The 18,453-nt window shown below is 66.4% G+C and carries 19 protein-coding genes; all 19 read right to left on the reverse strand.

All coding sequences use genetic code 11. The features are described from left to right. Positions 1-7: 7 nt before the first annotated feature. On the reverse strand, positions 8-463 hold the full coding sequence (gene nusB, locus ACQZF9_RS17225) for a transcription antitermination factor NusB (RefSeq protein ID WP_428310190.1): 456 nt from the start codon (positions 461-463) through the stop codon (positions 8-10). Beyond that, positions 460-783 (reverse strand): 6,7-dimethyl-8-ribityllumazine synthase, encoded by a 324-nt coding sequence (gene ribH, locus ACQZF9_RS17230; protein WP_428310191.1) that lies wholly within the window; start codon positions 781-783, stop codon positions 460-462. Before ribH ends, nusB begins: the two co-directional genes overlap by 4 nt. 326 nt (positions 784-1,109) lie before the next feature. Beyond that, positions 1,110-2,270, reverse strand: coding sequence for a bifunctional 3,4-dihydroxy-2-butanone-4-phosphate synthase/GTP cyclohydrolase II (gene ribBA, locus ACQZF9_RS17235; RefSeq protein ID WP_428310192.1), 1,161 nt, complete (start codon positions 2,268-2,270; stop codon positions 1,110-1,112). Between the two features lie 6 nt (positions 2,271-2,276). Then, complete coding sequence (locus ACQZF9_RS17240; RefSeq protein WP_428310193.1) at positions 2,277-2,882, reverse strand: riboflavin synthase; 606 nt, start codon at positions 2,880-2,882, stop codon at positions 2,277-2,279. Between the two features lie 2 nt (positions 2,883-2,884). Continuing rightward, positions 2,885-4,078: a bifunctional diaminohydroxyphosphoribosylaminopyrimidine deaminase/5-amino-6-(5-phosphoribosylamino)uracil reductase RibD gene (gene ribD / locus ACQZF9_RS17245; protein ID WP_428310194.1), complete on the reverse strand. Its 1,194-nt coding sequence runs from the start codon at positions 4,076-4,078 to the stop codon at positions 2,885-2,887. 52 nt (positions 4,079-4,130) lie between these two features. Further along, positions 4,131-4,655: a transcriptional regulator NrdR gene (gene nrdR / locus ACQZF9_RS17250; protein ID WP_428310195.1), complete on the reverse strand. Its 525-nt coding sequence runs from the start codon at positions 4,653-4,655 to the stop codon at positions 4,131-4,133. Positions 4,656-4,824: 169 nt separating this feature from the next. Continuing rightward, positions 4,825-6,102 (reverse strand): serine hydroxymethyltransferase, encoded by a 1,278-nt coding sequence (gene glyA / locus ACQZF9_RS17255; RefSeq protein ID WP_428310196.1) that lies wholly within the window; start codon positions 6,100-6,102, stop codon positions 4,825-4,827. A gap of 161 nt (positions 6,103-6,263) precedes the next feature. Further along, on the reverse strand, positions 6,264-7,361 hold the full coding sequence (nadA, locus tag ACQZF9_RS17260; RefSeq protein ID WP_428310197.1) for a quinolinate synthase NadA: 1,098 nt from the start codon (positions 7,359-7,361) through the stop codon (positions 6,264-6,266). Positions 7,362-7,512: 151 nt separating this feature from the next. Beyond that, positions 7,513-8,919 (reverse strand): ribosome biogenesis GTPase Der, encoded by a 1,407-nt coding sequence (der, locus tag ACQZF9_RS17265; RefSeq protein ID WP_428310198.1) that lies wholly within the window; start codon positions 8,917-8,919, stop codon positions 7,513-7,515. A 9-nt stretch (positions 8,920-8,928) separates the two neighbouring features. Beyond that, on the reverse strand, positions 8,929-10,098 hold the full coding sequence (gene bamB / locus ACQZF9_RS17270; RefSeq protein WP_428310199.1) for an outer membrane protein assembly factor BamB: 1,170 nt from the start codon (positions 10,096-10,098) through the stop codon (positions 8,929-8,931). After that, the gene (locus ACQZF9_RS17275; RefSeq protein WP_428310200.1) at positions 10,098-10,754 is read right to left on the reverse strand and encodes a YfgM family protein; all 657 of its coding nucleotides are present in this window, start codon (positions 10,752-10,754) and stop codon (positions 10,098-10,100) included. Before ACQZF9_RS17275 ends, bamB begins: the two co-directional genes overlap by 1 nt. A gap of 66 nt (positions 10,755-10,820) precedes the next feature. Then, positions 10,821-12,095 (reverse strand): histidine--tRNA ligase, encoded by a 1,275-nt coding sequence (hisS, locus tag ACQZF9_RS17280; protein ID WP_428310201.1) that lies wholly within the window; start codon positions 12,093-12,095, stop codon positions 10,821-10,823. A 34-nt stretch (positions 12,096-12,129) separates the two neighbouring features. After that, on the reverse strand, positions 12,130-12,918 hold the full coding sequence (locus tag ACQZF9_RS17285; protein ID WP_428310202.1) for a 2OG-Fe(II) oxygenase: 789 nt from the start codon (positions 12,916-12,918) through the stop codon (positions 12,130-12,132). Beyond that, entirely contained in the window at positions 12,915-14,036 is a 1,122-nt protein-coding gene (gene ispG / locus ACQZF9_RS17290; RefSeq protein ID WP_428313451.1) for a flavodoxin-dependent (E)-4-hydroxy-3-methylbut-2-enyl-diphosphate synthase, read from the reverse strand. Before ispG ends, ACQZF9_RS17285 begins: the two co-directional genes overlap by 4 nt. Positions 14,037-14,063: 27 nt before the next feature. Continuing rightward, complete coding sequence (locus ACQZF9_RS17295) at positions 14,064-15,056, reverse strand: RodZ domain-containing protein (RefSeq protein WP_428310203.1); 993 nt, start codon at positions 15,054-15,056, stop codon at positions 14,064-14,066. Further along, on the reverse strand, positions 15,053-15,835 hold the full coding sequence (pilW, locus tag ACQZF9_RS17300) for a type IV pilus biogenesis/stability protein PilW (protein ID WP_428310204.1): 783 nt from the start codon (positions 15,833-15,835) through the stop codon (positions 15,053-15,055). The genes ACQZF9_RS17295 and pilW overlap by 4 nt, the downstream gene beginning before the upstream one ends. Further along, positions 15,832-16,965, reverse strand: a complete 1,134-nt coding sequence (gene rlmN / locus ACQZF9_RS17305; RefSeq protein ID WP_428313452.1) for a 23S rRNA (adenine(2503)-C(2))-methyltransferase RlmN — start codon at positions 16,963-16,965, stop codon at positions 15,832-15,834. Before rlmN ends, pilW begins: the two co-directional genes overlap by 4 nt. 75 nt (positions 16,966-17,040) lie before the next feature. Further along, positions 17,041-17,472 carry a nucleoside-diphosphate kinase gene (ndk, locus tag ACQZF9_RS17310; RefSeq protein ID WP_428310205.1) on the reverse strand — a complete coding sequence of 144 codons (432 nt, stop codon included), beginning with the start codon at positions 17,470-17,472 and terminating at the stop codon, positions 17,041-17,043. 152 nt (positions 17,473-17,624) lie between these two features. Beyond that, a complete protein-coding gene (gene lgt, locus ACQZF9_RS17315; RefSeq protein WP_428310206.1) occupies positions 17,625-18,437 on the reverse strand; it encodes a prolipoprotein diacylglyceryl transferase in 813 nt (270 codons plus the stop codon). Positions 18,438-18,453: the final 16 nt, after the last annotated feature.

Consider the following 18,453-nt stretch of genomic DNA (forward strand, 5'->3'; position numbering starts at 1 on the left):
TGCGGTATCAATAACCCGCGCCGATCTCGCTGCCCCGCGCATCGCGCGCCAGCTTGTCGAGCACGCCGTTGACGAACTTGTAGCCTTCCTCGGCGCCGAAGATCTTGGCCAGGTTCACCGCCTCGTTGACGACGACTTTCCACGGCACTTCGATCTTGTATTTGAGCTCGTAGGCGCCGAGCAGCAGCACCGCGTGCTCCACCGGGTCGAGCTGGTTCAGCGGCCTGTCCAGATGCGGCACCAGCATCATCGTCAGATCCGGCGCCTGGTCGACGACACCTTTCAGCAGTTCGTTGAAATACTCGCCGTCGGCGCGGCCCAGACCTTCGGGCTGTTCGCGGAACTGCGTCAGCATGCCTTCCGGCGGCGTCTCGTTGACCAGCCACTGATACAGCGCCTGCACGGTGAGACGGCGCGCCAGACCGCGGCGGCTTTGCGAACCCTGGTATGCCTGTTCGCTCACGCGACGCTCCTGGCCAGCTTGATCATGTCGAGGGTGGCGGCCGCCGCCTCGTAACCCTTGTTGTCGCGGCCGGGGCCGGCGCGATCGTGCGCCTGCTGCGCGGTGTTGACGGTAAGCACGCCGAACGCGACCGGGCGGCCATGCTTGAGCTGCACGTCCATCAGGCCGCGCGCGCATTCGCCGGCGACGTATTCGAAGTGCGGCGTGTCGCCGCGGATCACCGCGCCGAGCACGATCACGCCGTCGTAACGTCCGGCGGCGAGGATGCGATCCGCCGCCAGAGGCAACTCGAACGCGCCGGGCGCGCGGAATTCCTGCACGTGTTCGGCGGCAATGCCCCAGTCCGCTCAGGCAGCGGCGCGCGCCGGCCAGCAGCGGCTCGATGATGTCGGTGTTCCACTGCGTCGCGCAGATGGCGATGCGCACGCCGGTCAGATCACCGGCCTGGGCTGCGGGCGCCGAGTAGCCGGTCTTCCCTGGGATATTGGTCATTGAGCCTGTCGACATAAAAGAGCGTTTGTCTCCTTCCCCCGCGTAGCGGGGGAAGGTCGGGATGGGGGCGAAGCGGAGAGAGCCAATCCGCTACGACTCGCCCCCACCCTAGCCCTCCCCCGCTTCGCGGGGGAGGGAATATTCAAAGGGACGTTCAATCACAGGGAACGTATTCGAGCACTTCCAGACCGAACCCGGACAGCGCATGCATGCGCTTGGGCGCCGACAGCACGCGCATCTTGCGCACGCCGACGTCGGCCAGGATCTGCGCGCCGATGCCGTAGGTGTGCAGCGTCTTCGGGTCCGCGGTGCTGTTGTGATCGGCTTCGGTGATCTTGTGCAGGCCGACGATCTGCTGCACCAGTTCACGCGGCGATTCCGGCTTGCGCAGCAGCACGACGACGCCATTGCCCTCGTCGGCGATGCGCTTGAGCGCGCGCTTCAGCGGCCAGCCGAAATGCTCGTTCTCGACGCCGAGCACGTCGGCCAGCGTATTGCGGATATGCACGCGCACCAGCGTCGGCGCGTTGGGCTTGATGTTGCCCCTGACCATCGCCAGGTGGACCGTGTTGTCGACCGTGTCCTGGAACGTCACCAGGCGGAAGTCGCCGAACTCGGTCTTCACCGTGGTCTCGGCGACGCGCTCGACGGTGTGCTCGTTGTCGAGGCGATAGCGGATCAGGTCGGCGATCGTGCCGATCTTGAGGTCGTGCTCGCGCGCAAAGATTTCCAGATCGGGACGGCGCGCCATGCTGCCGTCCTCGTTGAGGATCTCGCAGATCACCGCGGCCGGCTCCAGCCCGGCCATGCGCGCCAGATCGCAACCCGCCTCGGTGTGGCCAGCACGCGCCAGCACGCCGCCGGGCTGCGCGGTCAGCGGGAAAATGTGGCCGGGCTGCACCAGATCCTGCGGCTGCGCGTCGCGTTTGACCGCGGTGCGGATCGTGTGCGCCCGGTCGAACGCGGAAATGCCGGTGGTGACGCCGGTGGCGGCCTCGATCGACACCGTGAACGCGGTGGCGAACTGGGTGCCGTTGTCGGCGACCATCGGCGGCAGGCGCAGCTGCTTGCAGCGCTGCTCGCTCAAGGTCAGGCAGATCAGGCCGCGGGCGAAACGCGCCATGAAGTTGATGTCTTCCGGCCGCACCTTCTCGGCGGCCATGACCACGTCGCCTTCGTTTTCGCGGTCTTCGTCGTCCATCAGCACGACCATCTTGCCGGCCTTGAAGTCGGCGACGATTTCCTCGACCGAGTTCAGCGTGCGGCTGCGCAGCGACTCGTTGGCGGGACTCAGGGTTTTGACGGATGCGTTCATGGGGCTCTACTCCTCACCTGCTCGGGCGGCGAGCAGACGTTCCAGATATCGGGCAATCAGATCAACTTCCAGGTTGACCGCGTCGCTGACCTGCAGGCTGCCGAGCGTGGTGTGCGTCAGCGTCTGCGGGATGATGTTAACTCCAAAGCGCCGGCCCTCGACCTCGTTGACGGTCAGGCTAACGCCGTTGATCGTGATCGAGCCCTTGCGCGCGATGTAGCGCGCCAGCTCCTGCGGCACCTCGAACAGCATGCGCCAGCTGCGCGCGTCCTCGCGTCGTTCGATCAGACGGCCCAGGCCGTCGACATGACCGCTGACCATGTGGCCGCCGAGCGGCTTGTGTGCGGTCAGCGCCTTTTCCAGGTTGACCGGCATGTTCTGCGCCCAGCTGCCGGCCGTGGTCGCGCCCAGGGTTTCGCCGGACAGGTCGGCGTCGAAGCCCTGTTCATACAGCTTGATCGCGGTCAGGCAGACGCCGTTGCAGGCAATGCTGTCGCCGAGGGCGACGCCTTTCAGATAGCCGTCGCCGGACTCGAAGCGCAGGCGGCGGTCGCCGCCGATGTTCTCGATCGCGGTGATGCGGCCCACGGATTCGACGATGCCGGTAAACATGCTCAGATTTCCTCGATCGCGGCGGTGATTTTGAGGTCCGCGCCGACGCGGCGGACATCGGTGTAACGCAGGCGCAGGCGCTGATCGAGCTGGCCGACCGCCAGATTGGCCAGGCCGCGCGCCTCGCTGCCGAGCAGCGACGGCGCGAGATAGACCAGCAGCTCGTCGACGAGCTTCGCTTCCAGCAGCGAGCCGGCCAGCGTCGGCCCACATTCGATCAGCAACTCGTTGATGCCGGCGGCGCCGAGTGCTTTGAGCGCGAGGTCGAGGTCGAGCGTGTGGATCGAGATCAGCGGCAGGATGATCACCTCGACGTCGTCGGGACGCTGCACCGGCTCCTTGCCGACCAGCCACAGGCGCCGCGCACCCGGCGCCCAGACGCGTGCATCCACCGGCACGCGCGCCTGCGGATCGAGCACGATGCGGTCGGGCTGGCGCTGGTTTCCCCCTCTCCCCCCGGGACCGTTCCCCCCTCTCCCTCCGGGAGAGGGGCCGGGGGTGAGGGCGTTGCCGATAGCAGGGTGGCTGCTTTCTGCGAAGCCCTCACCCGGCGCTTCGCGCCACCCTCTCCCGGGGGGAGAGGGGACAAGATCACGCACCGTCAGCTGCGGATCGTCGGCCAGCACGGTGGCGGAGGAGGTCAGCACCGCGCCGGCTTCGGCGCGCAGGCGATGCACGTCGGCGCGCGCCTCGGCACCGGTGATCCATTGCGATTCGCCGCTGGCGGTCGCGGTGCGGCCGTCGAGGCTTGCGCCCAACTTCAGGCTCACGAACGGACGGCCGCGCTCCATGCGCGAGACGAAGCCGCGATTGAGCTGGCGCGCAGCGGCTTCCATCAGGCCGCTTTCGACATCGATACCGGCAGCGAGCAGCGCATCGATGCCACGCCCGGCGACCAGCGGATTCGGATCGCGCATCGCGACGATCACGCGCTTGGGCTGCGCCGCGATCACCGCGTCGGAACACGGCGGCGTGCGCCCGTGATGCGAGCAGGGCTCGAGCGTCACGTAGATGTCCGAGCCGCAGGCGCGGTCGCCGGCCATGCCGAGCGCGAACACTTCCGCATGTGGCCCGCCGGCGCGCTCGTGCCAGCCTTCGCCGACGATTTCACCGTCACGCACGATCACGCAGCCGACACGCGGATTCGGGAACGTGCCCAAGCGGCCGCGATCCGCCAGGTGCAGCGCGCGGGCCATCGCAGCGGCGGGAGTGAGGGCGTTCAAAGGGAAATGCAGCGACGAAAGCAGCTCAGACCGTGCGCTTGCGGACGATCTTGTCGGCTTCGATCAGCGGCAACTGGCTCTTGCGCTGCTCGGCCGTCGGCAGCGTCTGCAGGCGTTCGATCTCTTCACGGAAAGCGTTCACGTCTTCGAAACTGCGGTAAATCGACGCGAAACGCACGTAGGCGACATGGTCCAGATCGCGCAGCTCGTCCATGACCCATTCGCCGACCTGGCGCGACGGCACTTCGCGTTCTCCGGTCGCGCGCATCTTGCGCATCACGTTCTCGACCGCGTGATCGACCATCTCCGGCGACACCGGCCGCTTGTAGATCGCGTGATCGATGCCCTGGCGCAGCTTGTCCTCGCGGAAAGGTTCCGGATCGCCGCTGCGCTTGATCACGTTCGGCGTCGACAGTTGCGCCTTCTCGAACGTGGTGAAGCGGCCGAAACACACCGGGCATTCACGCCGCCGCCGCACCTGCGAGCCGTCCTCGGCCATGCGCGAATCGATCACGCGCGTGTCGGGTGCTTTGCAGAAGGGGCATTGCATCGGAGTGGGCGCTCAGCCCGAACAGCAGGAAAAACACCGCGAAACCCCGTTCATCCCGAGTAGCCGCTTGCGGCGTATCGAGGGACGCACGCGCGCTGCGTCCCTCGATACGCTCACGGCGTGAGCTACTCGGGAGGAACGGAGGTCGGTTGTGTTAATCACGAAAGGCTTATGCCTTGCTGCCGTAAACCGGAAACCGGCCGCAAAGCTCGCTGACTTCGCCGCGCACGCGCGTGACCGTCGCTTCGACATCGCCGGCCGCCGACATCGTGTCGACCAGGTCGGCGATCCAGTTCGCGACCTGCTTCATTTCGGCTTCCTTGAAACCGCGCGTCGTGCTGGCGGGCGAACCCAGGCGCAGGCCCGAGGTCACGAACGGCGACTTCGGATCGTTCGGCACCGAGTTCTTGTTGACGGTGATGTGCGCGCGGCCAAGCACCGCCTCGGCATCCTTGCCGGTCACGTTCTTGGCGATCAGGTCGAGCAGGAACAGGTGATTGTCGGTACCGCCGGAGACCACCTTGTAGCCGCGCTCGAGCAGCACGGCCGCCATCGCACGCGCATTGGCGACGACCTGCTTCTGATACGCCTTGAAGCCGGGTTCCAGCGCTTCCTTGAACGCAACCGCCTTGGCCGCGATCACATGCATCAGCGGGCCGCCCTGAATGCCGGGGAACACCGCGCTCTGGAACTTCTTGTTGAATTCTTCCGGCTGCCCCTTGGTCAGGATGATGCCGCCGCGCGGGCCGCGCAGCGTCTTGTGCGTGGTGCTGGTGACGACGTGCGCATGCGGCAGCGGGCTCGGATATTCGCCGGCGGCGACCAGGCCGGCGATGTGCGCCATGTCGACCCAGAAATACGCGCCGACCTTGTCGGCGATCGCGCGCATGCGCGCCCAGTCCTTGACGCGCGAGTACGCGGAGAAGCCGCCGATCAGCATCTTCGGCTTGGTCTCGATCGCGATGCGCTCCATCTCGTCGTAGTTGATCAGGCCGGTTTCCACATCCAGGCCGTACGGCACGATCTTGTACTGCTTACCGCTGAAATTGGCCGGGTTGCCGTGGGTCAGGTGACCGCCCTGCGCCAGGTTCATGCCCATCACCACGTCGCCGGGATTGACCAGCGCCAGGAAGATCGCGGCATTGGCCTGCGCGCCGGAATGCGGCTGCACGTTGGCGTAGTCGCAGTCGAAGACCTGCTTGATGCGATCGATCGCGAGCTGCTCGGCGATGTCGACGAATTCGCAGCCGCCGTAGTAACGCTTGCCCGGATAACCTTCGGCGTACTTGTTGGTCAGCGACGAACCCTGGGCCTCCATCACCGCCGGGCTCGCGTAGTTCTCCGAGGCGATCAGCTCGATATGCGCTTCCTGGCGCGCGCTTTCGTCTTTGATGACGGCGGCGAGCTCGGGATCGAACTGATTGAGGCTAGGGGCTTTGGTCCACATTTGTTCGGTACTTCCCTTCCGTCTCGTTATGTTTCCCCTCTCCCTCCGGGAGAGGGGCCAGGGGTGAGGGCCTCTCCGTTCCGAACCCAACCTGGATCGGAGAAGTCCTCACCTGGCCCTTCGGGCCACCCTCTCCCGGAGGGAGAGGGCTAAAGCTCCGCTCAGTCCACCACTTCCAGCATCAGGTTGAGCGCCTTGCGCGCCGGCTCGGCGACCGCTTCCGGCACGCGGATGCGGTTCACCACGTTGCCGGCGACCAGGTTGTCCAGGCACCACGCGAGGTGCTGCGGATCGGTGCGGAACATCGTCGAGCACATGCACACGGTCGGGCTCATGAACTGCACCGTCACGCCCTTGGCTTTCATCTCGTCGCCGAGACGGTTCACCAGGTTCAGCTCGGTGCCGATCAGCCAGTGCGTACCCGGCGCCGCTGCGCGTACCGTGCGCAGGATGTATTCGGTGCTGCCGACGTAGTCGCTCTTCTGGCAGACCTCGTAGCTGTTCTCCGGATGGCTGATGACCAGGCCGCCGGGCGTGTTCTTGCGGAAGTTGTCGATGTGCGCCGGCTGGAACATCTGGTGCACCGAGCAAAAGCCTTTCCACAGGATGATCTTGGCGTTTCGAATCTGCTCGTCGCTCAGGCCACCGCGCGGCTTCATGAAATCCCAGGTGACCATCTGCTCCATCGGGATGCCCATGGTCAGGCCGGTGTTGCGGCCCAGGTGCTGGTCGGGGAAGAACAGCACTTTTTCGCGGCGCGCGAAGCTCCACTCCAGCACCGCGCGGGCATTGGAACTGGTGCAGACGATGCCGCCGTGGCTGCCGCAGAAGGCTTTCAGGTCGGCCGCGGAATTGATGTAGGTGACCGGCGTGACGTGCTCGTCCGGATCACACAGCGTGCTGATTTCTTCCCAGCACTTGCGCACCTTGACCAGGTTGGCCATGTCGGCCATCGAGCAGCCGGCTGCCAGGTCGGGAAGGATCACGCTGCGCTGGCCGAAGGTCAGGATATCCGCGACCTCGGCCATGAAATGCACGCCGCAGAAGACGATGAACTCCGCATCGGAGTCGGCCGCCATCTGCGACAGCTTCAGCGAGTCGCCGGAGAAATCGGCGTGCTTGAAGACCTCGTTGCGCTGGTAATGGTGGCCCAGGATCGCCAGGCGCTTGCCCAGGATCGCCTTGGCGGCGGTGATGCGGGCATCGCACTCACCGTCGTCCATCAGGCTGAATTGGTCAATCTTGAGTGCCGCTGACATGCCTATTCCCGGTGGGAAGCGGACGCGGATTCTACTGCATTGCGGCCGCTGGCGATCCCGATTTACAGGACCCTGGCACCTGGAACTGGGGGATTTTTGGCCAAATTCAAGCGCGCTGCTCACCTTCCCCCGCGTGCGGGGGAGGGAATATTCATTTGAAGCGCTTGATCAGCCGCTGACGCTTCTTGACCTGGCGGCCGGTCAGCACGTTCTTCTTGTCCTTGAACGGGTTGTCGCCGGTCTTGAAGCTCAGCACCAGGGGCACGCCCTTGAGCTGGAAGTGGTCGCGGAACTCGTTGGCCAGGTAGCGCTTGTAGGTCGTCGTCAGCTTGTCGGTCTGGTTGCCGTGAATGACGATGTGCGGCGGGTTGCTGCCGCCCTGGTGGGCGTAGCGCAGCTTGATGCGGCGGCCGAGCACCGCCGGCGGCTGGTGCCGGTCGACGCTGCGCTCGAGGATGCGCGTCAGCTCCGGCGTCGGCAGATCCTTCATCGTCGATTCGTACGCGACCTTGACGTCGCGCATCACCACGCCGACGCCCGAGCCGTGCTTGGCGCTGATGTAGTGCACCGGCGTGTAATCCAGGAACGGCATCTTCAGGCCGACCTGATACTTGGCCTGCTCGCGTTCGCCCTGGTCCAGGCCGTCCCACTTGTTGACCGCGAGAATCATCGCGCGGCCTCGTTGAGCGATGAGTCCCATCAGGCGCGCGTCCTGCTCGCCGATGTCGGCGTGCGCGTCGACCACGGCGATCACCACGTGCGCGCCTTCGATCGCCTGCAGCGTCTTGATGATCGAGAATTTCTCGATCACTTCCTCGACCCGCGAACGGCGCCGGATGCCGGCGGTGTCGATCAACGTGTACGGATTGCCCTCGTATTCGAACGGCACGCGGATCGCATCGCGCGTGGTGCCGGGCTTGTCGGCCGCGACCACGCGCTCGTCGCCGACCAGGCGATTCACCAACGTGGATTTGCCGACGTTCGGGCGCCCCACGATGGCGACACGCACCTCGCCTTCCACGTCCGGCAGCTCGGCATTGTTCGCCGGGAATTTGCCAAGCACCGAGCGCAGCAGCGGGGCGACACCGTCGCCGTATTCGGCCGAAACCGCCACCGGCTCGCCGACGCCCAGCGCGTAGAAATCGGCCACCGCGGTGCCGCGATCCGAGCCGCGCGCCTTGCCCTCGGTCTTGTTGACCAGCAGGGTCAGCGGCTTGCCGAGCTTGCGCAGCTTGCCGGCGATGGCCTCGTCGCTGCTGTGGCGGCCGGCCTTGGCGTCGGTCATGAAGAAGATGTGGTCGGCATCTTCCAGCGCCATCTGCGCCTGCTCTTCGGCCAGCGCCGCGAGCGGGTCGGCGGACTCCGGCATCAGACCGCCGGTGTCGACGACGATGAAGGATTTGTCCTCGAACACGCCATAGCCGTACTGACGATCACGCGTCAGGCCGGCGAAGTCGGCCACCAGCGCGTCGCGCGTGCCGGTCAGACGATTGAACAGCGTGGATTTGCCGACGTTGGGACGCCCGACCAATACCAACACCGGGAGTCCCGATTGCATTTTTGTCTTCTACTTTTTGTTGAGTGTAAGGGCCGCGAGACGGCCACCGGCGTTCTGCAGGTACAGCAGATCTTCGCTGGCTACCGGCTGCGCGGTGATCGGCGAGGAGCCCAGGCGCGTGCGGCCAACGATCTTGCCGTCGGACGGATCCATCCAGTGCAGATAGCCTTCGAAATCGCCGACGACGACATAGCCGCCGAAGAACGCCGGCGGCGAGGTGTGACGATACAGCAGGCCTTCCTGCTTCCAGGCGGCGGCGCCGCTCTTGGCGTCCAGGCCCCAGATCACGCCGGACTCATCCGACACGAAAACCTTATCGCCACCGGCCACGAGACTATTGAAAGATTTCACGCCGCGGCGCCAGCCGACCTGGCCATTGGTCGGGTCCAGGCACACCACTTCGCCGCCGAAGCTGGCGACGTACAGGCACTCGTCGCCGAGCACCATGTCGCCGTCGATGTCGACCAGGCGGTCGAGCACGGTGCGGCCGGCGGGGACGCTGATCGCCTGCTCCCAGCGCACCTGGCCGTCGGCCAGGTTCAGCGACACCAGGCGGCCGTTCTCCATGCCGACGACGACACTCGGGCCGATGATCACCGGCCGCGACATGCCGCGCAGCACCAGCTCGGGCACGGTGCGATCGAAGGTCCACAGACGCGAGCCGTTGCTGGCCGACAGGCCGAACACGCGGCCGTCGACCGAGCGCGCGACGACGACGTTGCCGTCGCCGACCGGCACGCCCAGCGCCTCGCTGGACAGCTGGGCGCGCCAGACTTCGCTGCCATCGGTGCGCTTCAGCGCGATGATCTCGCCTTCCAGCGTCCCGACCAGCACCAGATCACCGGAGACGCCGGGACCGGCGGCGATGCGACCCTTGGTGTTGATCTCCCACAGGCGCTTGCCGTTGTCGACGCCGTAGGCATAGACGCGGCCCTTGATGTCGGCGGCGTAGACCGCGTCGACCTGTAGGCTGGGCGCCAGCTCGGTGAAGAACTTGTCGCCGCCAACACCGGCGCTGGTCGCCCACAGCGTCCGCGGCTGGATCGCCGGATTGTCGATAGCCACCAGCTTGGCCGGCTCGCGGACCTTGCCCTTGTCGGAACAGCCAGCGAGCGCGCCGGCGAGCAGCAGCGCGGCGACAGCGGCGGAAGTTACATGACCAGCGTGCTTCAGGCGCATCAGGATTTCACCGGGTCCGCGGCGGCGGCTTCCACCGCCAGATCGTCGAGTTTCTGCTGCAGCAGCGCGCGGTTGGCCGCGGCTTCGGGCGCCTTGTCGAGCGCGGCCTGATAGGCCTTGCGCGCGCTGTCGCGGTCGTTTCTGGAATAGGCGATATCGCCGCGCAGCTCGGCGTACAGGCTGGCGTATTCGCCGGCGTCGCCGTCGAGCAGCTTGAGCGCGTCGTCGGGCTTGCTCTGCTGCCACAGCACGCGCGCCTTGCGCAGCTGGGCGAGCTGCTTCAGGCCGTCTTCGTCACCGTGCTCGGCGACCCAGTCGAGCCGCTTCAGCGCACCGTCGTAGTCCTTGTCGACGACCGCGACCTGGGCCAGGCGCAGCGCCGCGGCGCTGGCGTAGGGCGAGCCGGCATGATCCGACTGCAGCTTGTCGGCGATGCTTTTGGCCTCGTCCGGCTTGGAGGCGGTCAGCGCCTTTTTCAGGTCGTCGTACATCTGCGAGGCGGTCAGCGCCTGCTTCTCCTGGTAGCCCTTCCAGGCCTGCCAGCCACCGATCGCGCCGAAGCCGATGACCAGGCCGGCGGCCAGCGCCACCCAGTTCTCCTTGAACCAGCGCTTGAGGTTCTCGAGTTCTTCTTCGTCGTCTAGATGAGTGGCCATGATTCTTCTGGTGGTTGTGCCGCTCGCCGGCGGCATCGAAAAGGTAAGGGAGCGCCGTACGCCGCGTCAGCGGACTAACAGACTGCCAAGCCGGGCCGGCAGTTCAGCCCAGGTGCAGGTTTCTTGCGGGGAGGCAGCGTCGCGCAGCGATTTTACTTGAACCTGGCCCGCCGCGACCTCGGCATCGCCCAGTACCAGCGCGTAACGGGCTCCGCTGCGGTCGGCGCGCTTGAACTGGGCCGGCAGCTTGCCGCCGCCGACGTTGAGCTGTACGCCGGCGCCCGGCAGCACGTCGCGCAGCTGCTCGGCCAGCTTGCTGGCGGCGCGCTGCGCGGCCTCGCCGATCGTGCAGAAGTAGATCGCCGGGCCGCCGGCCGGCGCCCTGCCCTGGGCCTGCAGCAGCAGGATCAGGCGCTCGACGCCGCTGGCCCAACCCACCGCCGGCGTAGGCCCGCCGCCGAGTTGCTCGACCAGGTTGTCGTAGCGTCCGCCGGCGCAGACCGTGCCCTGGGCGCCGAGCTCGGTGGTGACCCACTCGAACACGTCCTTGGTGTAGTAATCCAGGCCGCGCACCAGGCGCGGATTGACCACGTGGGCGACGCCCATGTCGCTCAAGGCCAGCCTCAGGCCGTCGAAATGCGCGGCGGATTCGGCGTCCAGATAATCGAGAATGCTCGGCGCGTCGCGAACGATCTCCTGCGTCGCCGGCACTTTGGAGTCGAGCACGCGCAGCGGATTGGCGTGCAGGCGCTTGCGCGAGTCCTCGTCCAGCGAGGACTCGTAGCGCAGCAGGAATTCGATCAGCGCCGTGCGATAGCGCGTGCGCGTGTCGCCGGTCCCCAGCGAGTTCAGCTGCAGCTCCAGGCCGCTGAAGCCGAGCTTCTTCCACAGCCGCGCCGACATCGCGATCAGCTCGGCATCGACGTCCGGCCCGGCAATGCCATAAGCCTCGACATTGAGCTGGTGGAACTGGCGATAGCGCCCGGCCTGCGGCCGCTCGTAGCGGAACACCGGGCCGGTGCACCAGATGCGCTGCTGCTGGTTGTGAAACAAGCCGTGCTCGACGCCCATGCGCACCGCGCCGGCGGTGAACTCGGGGCGCAGCGAGATGTGCTCGCCGCCGCGATCCTCGAAGGAATACATCTCCTTCTCGACGACGTCGGTGACTTCGCCGACGGCGCGCTTGAACAGATCGGTGCGCTCGACCACCGGCAGGCGGATTTCGGCGTAGCCGTAGTCTTCGAACACGCTGCGCGCGCTGTCATGCAGGTGCTGCCACAGGCCGGAATCGGCCGGCAGCACGTCGTTGAAACCACGGATGGACTGGATTTTCTGGGTCATGACTTTGCAGGCTTGCGCCGATGGAGTGCCCGCATCAGCCGCGCGACAGCAGCGACTTCAGGCGTCGCAGCGCGCCGGAGCGCTTCTGGTACAGCGTCGAATGCGCGGCGCTGCGCTCGGACTCGGGGCGGCCGGCGGTGTAGTAGTACAGCGCCAGCGACTTGCGCGAGCGGTTTTCCGGGCAGGTCAGCGGCTGAGGATGGCCGTGATAGGAGTCGTCGTTGGTATTGAATACGACCATGCGATTGAACAGCGGCGCAATGCGCTGCTGCGCCGCCTGCATGCCGCGATCCCACAGCTCGAGTTCGCCGCCGTAGCTCGCCGGCCAGTCCTGATTCAAATACAGCAGCAGGTTCAGGCGCCGATCGAGCCTGAGCTTTTTGTGCACGTTGAAATCGGCGTGAATGCCGAGAAAACCGCGCGCGCCGATCTGATGCAGGCCACCGCCTTCCATGTAGGGATCGGGGATCAGGCCGTCGATGCCGGTCAGGGTTTCGAGCACACCGAGGAACGCGGCGCTGTTCAACGCGGCCAGCAGCGCGCGCGTGGTAGGGCCCATGTGCTGCGGCTGGTTCAGCGCCAGCTTCAGCGAGTTGCGATGTATGTGGCGATACCAGAACGGCTGATCCGCGCGCGGAAATTCATCGACCACGCTCTGCAGCATCGAGTTGTCGAACAGGCCGTCGACGACCACGTGCGGAAAGGGTCGAGCCTGCTGGTAGCTGTCGCGCAGATCTTCGGCGGCGGCCCGCAGTCGCGTGATGTCGAGCGGCCCGCTGCCGGGATCTGCTGCCGCGTGGATATGCCGCTGCGCCAGGCTCATTCGGACTTTGCTTCCGTAGCGGCTGCGGCCCTGGCGGCACGTGTCGCCGCAATGCGTTCGCGCACCAGCGTATCGAGGCGCTCGACCAGCTGATCGTTGTGCACTTTCTGCTGGATCTTGCCGTCGATGTAGACCGAGTTCGGATAGCCGCCGGCGACGCCGATCGCGGCTTCGCGCGACTCGCCCGGGCCGTTGACGACGCAGCCGATCACCGCCAGATCCAGCGGCTCGTCGATGTCCTCGAAGCGGCGCTCGAGTTCGGCGACGACCTTGACCACGTCGAAGTTCTGCCGCGAGCAGCTCGGGCAGGCCACCAGGTTGATGCCGCGGTTGCGCACGTGCAGCGACTTCAGGATGTCCCAGCCGACCTTCACTTCCTCGATCGGATCGGCGGCCAGCGAAATGCGGATGGTGTCGCCGATGCCGTCGGCGAGCAGCATGCCCAGGCCGATCGACGATTTGACCGCGCCGGAGCGCAGGCCACCGGCTTCCGTTATGCCCAGATGCAGCGGCTGGTCGATCAGCTTGGCAAGCTTGCGATACGCGGCGACGGTCAGGAAAATTTCGGAGGCCTTCAGCGAAACTTTGAAGTCGTCGAAGTTGTGGCGCTGCAGGATTTCGACATGGCGCAGCGCCGATTCCACCAGCGCGTCGGCATTCGGCTCGCCGTATTTTTCCTGCAGGTCGGCTTCCAGCGAACCGGCGTTGACGCCGATACGGATCGGGATGCCGTGATGGCGCGCACAGGCGATCACTTCGGCAATTTTCGCTTCGCTGCCGATGTTGCCCGGGTTGATGCGCAGGCAGTCGGCGCCGGCTTCGGCGGCGGCGATGCCGCACTTGTAGTTAAAGTGGATGTCGGCGACCAGCGGCATGTAGCCGACCTGCTTCTTGATCTCCTTGAACGCGCGCGCCGCGGCGAGCGTCGGCACCGACACGCGGACGATGTCGACACCGGCTTTCTGCGCCGCCTGGATCTGCGCGACCGTGGCGGCGACGTCCTCGGTGTCGGTGTTGGTCATCGTCTGCACCGACACCGGCGCGTCGCCGCCGACCGCAACGCGGCCAACGCGAATCTGCCGGCTCTTGCGGCGCTCGATCTTGTGATGCGCGGTCATCGACATGGCGTCGCTCGCAGCCTGTCGTTACGGGCGCGGCGCCAGCGGCACCGAGAAGCGCGCGGTGGCGCTGTCGCGGATCAAGGCCTTGATATCGACGTTGGCGCCCTGGTACTGCAACTGCACGCCCGGCGCGTTGCCAAGGAATACCGCGTAAGGCGGCGTGCCTTCCAGCACCTGACGCTCGCCGGCCTGGACGACGCGGTTCAGCAGGACCTTGCCGTTGGCATCGGCGACGCGCGCCCAGGAAATCGACACGAAATTCAGCAGCAGCTGCGGGCTGCCCGGCGACGTGCTGATCGGCGCGCTCGCGACCGGCTTGGCAGGCTGCGTTTCGGCGGCGGTGGCCGAGGCCGGCGAGGTCACCGCTGCGCTGGCCGCGGTGGTCTCGCTGCCGGCCGTCGCCGCCGGCGGCGGATTCGAGGCGCCGCCACCGGCCGGCGCGGCACTGTAGCCAGCGGCTTCGCCGGTGACGGCAGGAGCGGCAGTTTCGGCAGCAGGCGCGACGGCGTCGACCGCCGGAGGCTCGCCGCCCGGCGCGCTGGTTTCGCTGGTCGCCGGCGCGCTGATCGGCAGCGACGGCAGGCCGGCCCGCTCGCCGCGCAGGTACCAGATCAGCACGCCGGCGGCGATCGCCAGCAGCGCCACCATCAGCACGCCGCCGAAGCGGCGCGCGCCGCCTTCGCTGCCGGTGCCCAGGCGCAGCTTGGCCGGCGGCGCGATCGGCTTGGGTTGCACGCGCGAGGCGTAGGCGGCCATCAGCTTTTCTTCCGGAATGCTCAGCACCTTGGCGCACTTGCGGTAGTAGCCGCGCACGTATACCGGCTCGAGCAGCGCAGCGAAGTCGTCGCGCTCCAGCGCGTCCAGCGTACTGACCGCGAGCTTGGTCTGGCCGGCCAGCTCCGCCAGGCTCAGCTTGGCGCGTTCGCGCGCCGCACGGATCAGGGTGCCCGGACTCTCTGACGAGGGAGCCGGCGCGGCGGGAGCAGGGGCAGTGGCTTGCGGGGTCTCGGCGTTCATGGTGAGGATGCGTGCGGCAGGTTGCCGCTCTCTTCGGATTCGGGAAATTCTTTCTTCAGCCGCTGCTCGTAGGCGCGGGCTGCGACAGTATCGCCGAGAGCCTTCTCGGTGAGGGCGCCGATGAGTAAAGTTTCTGCGGTCGGCGGCCCGGCCTGCTGGTAGCGCTGCAGGAAAGCGCGGGCACGCAGGTAGTCTTTTTGCTGGTAAGACAGCCAGGCCATCTGCGACAGCGCGTCGGCGAACCCGGGGTTGGCCTGCAGCGCCGCGCGGAAATCGCGCTCGGCGCCGGCCAGATCGGGCTTCTTGCGCAGGCAGACGCCGGCGTTGGTCAGCGCCACTTCCGGCGTGCGGTACTGCTTGTCGGCGGCCGCCTGCTGGAACAGCTTGTCGGCCTCGGCGCCGCGCTGGTGCGCGCACAGGAATACGCCGTAGTTGTTCTTGGTCGAGGAATCCTTGGGGTCCAGCTCGAGCGCGCGGCGATAGTGCTTGTCGGCCAGCTCGTCCTCGCCGCGCTTGGCGTAGAGGTAGGCGATGGTCGAGTGCGCCGCCGGCAGGCGCGAGTCCTGCTCCAGCGCGCGCTGGAGTTTTTCCATCGCCAGGTCGTCCTGGTTCTGACGCGCGTAGTCGATGCCGAGCTGGGTGTTGAGCTTGGCGGCCTCGGCGTAGTCCGGCTTGCTGTCGTTCTGGATTGCGCCCTGATCGTTGCTGGTGGTGCTGACGCAGGCAGCCGACAGCAAGACGAGCGCGGCAATGAGAGCGGTGCGTGCGGCCTGGGTCATCGACCGTTCGACGCTGCCGAACCGATCTCGACCTTGACGCCCAGGTCCCGCAGGCGCTGCTTCTGCTTGTTCTGCACGCGGCCGACCAGCTGGCCGCAGGCCGCGTCGATGTCGTCGCCGCGCGTACGCCGCGTCGTGACCAGAATGTCCTTCTGCTTCAGGATCTCGGCAAAGCGCGCGATCGCATCCGCCTTGGAGCGCTTGTACTGCGCCTCCGGGAACGGATTGAACGGAATCAGATTGACCTTGGCCGGCATGCCGGCGAGCAGCTTGGCCAGCTGGCGCGCGTGGTCCGGGTGATCGTTGACACCGTCGAGCATCACGTACTCGTAGACGATGTGCATCTTGCGATCCTTGCCCGAGGTATAGCGGCGGCAGGCGTCCATCAGTTCGGCGATCGGATACTTGCGATTGATCGGCACGAGCTTGTTGCGCAGCTCGTCGTTCGGCGCGTGCAGGCTGACCGCCAGCGCGGTGTCGCAATCGCTGCGCAGCCGGTCCATGAACGGCACCAGGCCGGAGGTGGACACGGTGACGCGGCGCTTGGACAGGCCAAAGCCGAAGTCGTCCTGCAGGATGCTGATCGCGACCAGGGTCTGCGCATAGTTGGCCAGCGGCTCGCCCATGCCCATGAACACGACGTTGCTGATCACGCGCTCGTTCTGGAAGTCGCCGCCGAGCGTCTTGGCTGCGAACCAGACCTGGGCGACGATCTCGGCCGCGGTGAGGTTGCGGCTGAAACCCTGCTGCGCGGTCGAGCAGAACGAGCAGTCCATCGCGCAGCCGACCTGGCTGCTGATGCACAGCGTGCCGCGGTTGGCTTCGGGAATGAATACGGTCTCGATGGCGTTGCCGCCGTCGAGCTTGAGCACCCATTTGCGGGTGCCGTCGGTGGAGATCTGCTCGGCGAGCAGCTCCGGGTGGAAGATGTCGAAGCGCGCCTGCATGCGCTGGCGCAGGTCCTTGGACACGTTCGTCATCGCTTCGAAATCGTCGACACCGCGGCGATAGATCCAGCCCATGATCTGGTCGGCGCGATAGGCGGCTTCGCCCATGTCGGCAAACAAGGCGCGCATCTGCACGCGGTTGAGGCCGAACAGGTTGACCTTCTTCGAGCCGGCCGCCGCCACCGGGACCGCGGGGGCCTCGGTGGCGGCGCTCTGCAACTCGGTGGTCAGGTCCTGCACGGCCTCGTCCTCATGCGCTTAGCGGGTACGCGGCGCCAGCTCGGTGGCGCGGAAGAAGTAGGCGATCTCGGTCGCCGCGGCTTCGACGCTGTCGCTGCCGTGAACCGCATTCTCGTCGATCGAGTCGGCGAAATCGGCGCGGATCGTGCCCTTTTCGGCCTTCTTCGGGTCGGTGGCACCCATGATGTCGCGGTGCTTGGCGATCGCGTTCTCGCCTTCCAGCACCTGGATCACGACCGGGCCGCTGACCATGAACGCCACCAGATCCTTGAAGAAGCCACGCGCGGAGTGGGCGGCGTAGAAACCGCCGGCTTCCTTTTCGGTCAGGTGGGTCATGCGCGACGCGACGATCTTGAGACCGGCCTGCTCGAAGCGCGTGTAGATCTGGCCAATGACGTTCTTGCCGACAGCGTCCGGCTTGATGATGGAGAGGGTGCGTTCGACAGCCATCTGAATGATCCTATTTTGGTGGAGCGGGTGTAGGGCCCGGGAAGACTCCCGGGCCAGAAAAATGCGGCGCCGCCGGCCGGCGAGCCAGACCGACGGTAGAAAAGCCGGCCATTTTAGTCGCTAGGGGGCTTGCGCAGCAATCGAAAACCGGTTTAGGCCGGGCGCCGCGGCGGCCTGCCGTAGGCAATACCCAGCATCAGCGCGCCGGCGGCGAGCATCGGGATGCACAGGATCTGGCCCATGGTCAGCCAGCCGAAGGCCAGATAACCGATCTGCGAATCCGGCGTGCGCACGAACTCCACCGCCCAGCGAAACGTGCCGTAGAGCAGCAGGAACAGCCCGGACACCGCCATCGGCGGCCGCGGCTTGCGCGAAAACCACAGCAGCACGCAGAGCAGCACGAAACCTTCCAGAAAAGCTTCGTAGAGCATCGAAGGATGCCGCGGCAGCTGCTGCGGATCGGTCGGGAAGACCATCGCCCAGGGCAGTGTCGTCGGCGCGCCCCACAGTTCGGCGTTGATGAAGTTGCCGATGCGGCCGAACAACAGGCCGACCGGCACCACCGGCGTGATGAAGTCCGCGACATAGGCGAACGTCAGCTTGCGGCTGTGCGCATACCAGGCCAGCGCCACGATCACACCGATCAGGCCACCGTGGAACGACATGCCGCCTTCCCAGATGCGGAAGATCACCAGCGGATCGCGCAGGATCGTCAGGTGGCCGGCGGCGTCGTAGTTGTAGAAGAAGGTATAGCCGATGCGCCCGCCGAGGATCACGCCGAGCACGATGAAATACAGCAGATCCGACAGCTGCTGGCTGTTGAACGGGGTGAAGTCGCGGCGGCCGCGGCGCAGCGACAGCCAGTAGCCGACGCCGAAGCCGAGCAGGTACATCAGCCCGTACCAATGCACCTTGACCGGGCCCAGGGCGATGGCGACGGGGTCGATGTGGGGGTACTTGATCATGGGAGCCTAGTAATCG

Source organism: Hydrocarboniphaga sp. (assembly GCF_965279055.1).
In the GTDB taxonomy this organism is placed as follows: Bacteria; Pseudomonadota; Gammaproteobacteria; order Nevskiales; family Nevskiaceae; genus Hydrocarboniphaga.

Coding starts and splice junctions, on each gene's coding strand:
- ribBA (WP_428310192.1), bottom strand. CDS start 2,270: ATGAACGCATCCGTCAAAACCCTGAGTCCCGCCAACGAGTCGCTGCGC.
- ACQZF9_RS17240 (WP_428310193.1), bottom strand. CDS start 2,882: ATGTTTACCGGCATCGTCGAATCCGTGGGCCGCATCACCGCGATCGAG.
- ribD (WP_428310194.1), bottom strand. CDS start 4,078: ATGGCCCGCGCGCTGCACCTGGCGGATCGCGGCCGCTTGGGCACGTTC.
- nrdR (WP_428310195.1), bottom strand. CDS start 4,655: ATGCAATGCCCCTTCTGCAAAGCACCCGACACGCGCGTGATCGATTCG.
- glyA (WP_428310196.1), bottom strand. CDS start 6,102: ATGTGGACCAAAGCCCCTAGCCTCAATCAGTTCGATCCCGAGCTCGCC.
- nadA (WP_428310197.1), bottom strand. CDS start 7,361: ATGTCAGCGGCACTCAAGATTGACCAATTCAGCCTGATGGACGACGGT.
- der (WP_428310198.1), bottom strand. CDS start 8,919: ATGCAATCGGGACTCCCGGTGTTGGTATTGGTCGGGCGTCCCAACGTC.
- bamB (WP_428310199.1), bottom strand. CDS start 10,098: ATGCGCCTGAAGCACGCTGGTCATGTAACTTCCGCCGCTGTCGCCGCG.
- ACQZF9_RS17275 (WP_428310200.1), bottom strand. CDS start 10,754: ATGGCCACTCATCTAGACGACGAAGAAGAACTCGAGAACCTCAAGCGC.
- hisS (WP_428310201.1), bottom strand. CDS start 12,095: ATGACCCAGAAAATCCAGTCCATCCGTGGTTTCAACGACGTGCTGCCG.
- ACQZF9_RS17285 (WP_428310202.1), bottom strand. CDS start 12,918: ATGAGCCTGGCGCAGCGGCATATCCACGCGGCAGCAGATCCCGGCAGC.
- ispG (WP_428313451.1), bottom strand. CDS start 14,036: ATGACCGCGCATCACAAGATCGAGCGCCGCAAGAGCCGGCAGATTCGC.
- ACQZF9_RS17295 (WP_428310203.1), bottom strand. CDS start 15,056: ATGAACGCCGAGACCCCGCAAGCCACTGCCCCTGCTCCCGCCGCGCCG.
- pilW (WP_428310204.1), bottom strand. CDS start 15,835: ATGACCCAGGCCGCACGCACCGCTCTCATTGCCGCGCTCGTCTTGCTG.
- ndk (WP_428310205.1), bottom strand. CDS start 17,472: ATGGCTGTCGAACGCACCCTCTCCATCATCAAGCCGGACGCTGTCGGC.
- lgt (WP_428310206.1), bottom strand. CDS start 18,437: ATGATCAAGTACCCCCACATCGACCCCGTCGCCATCGCCCTGGGCCCG.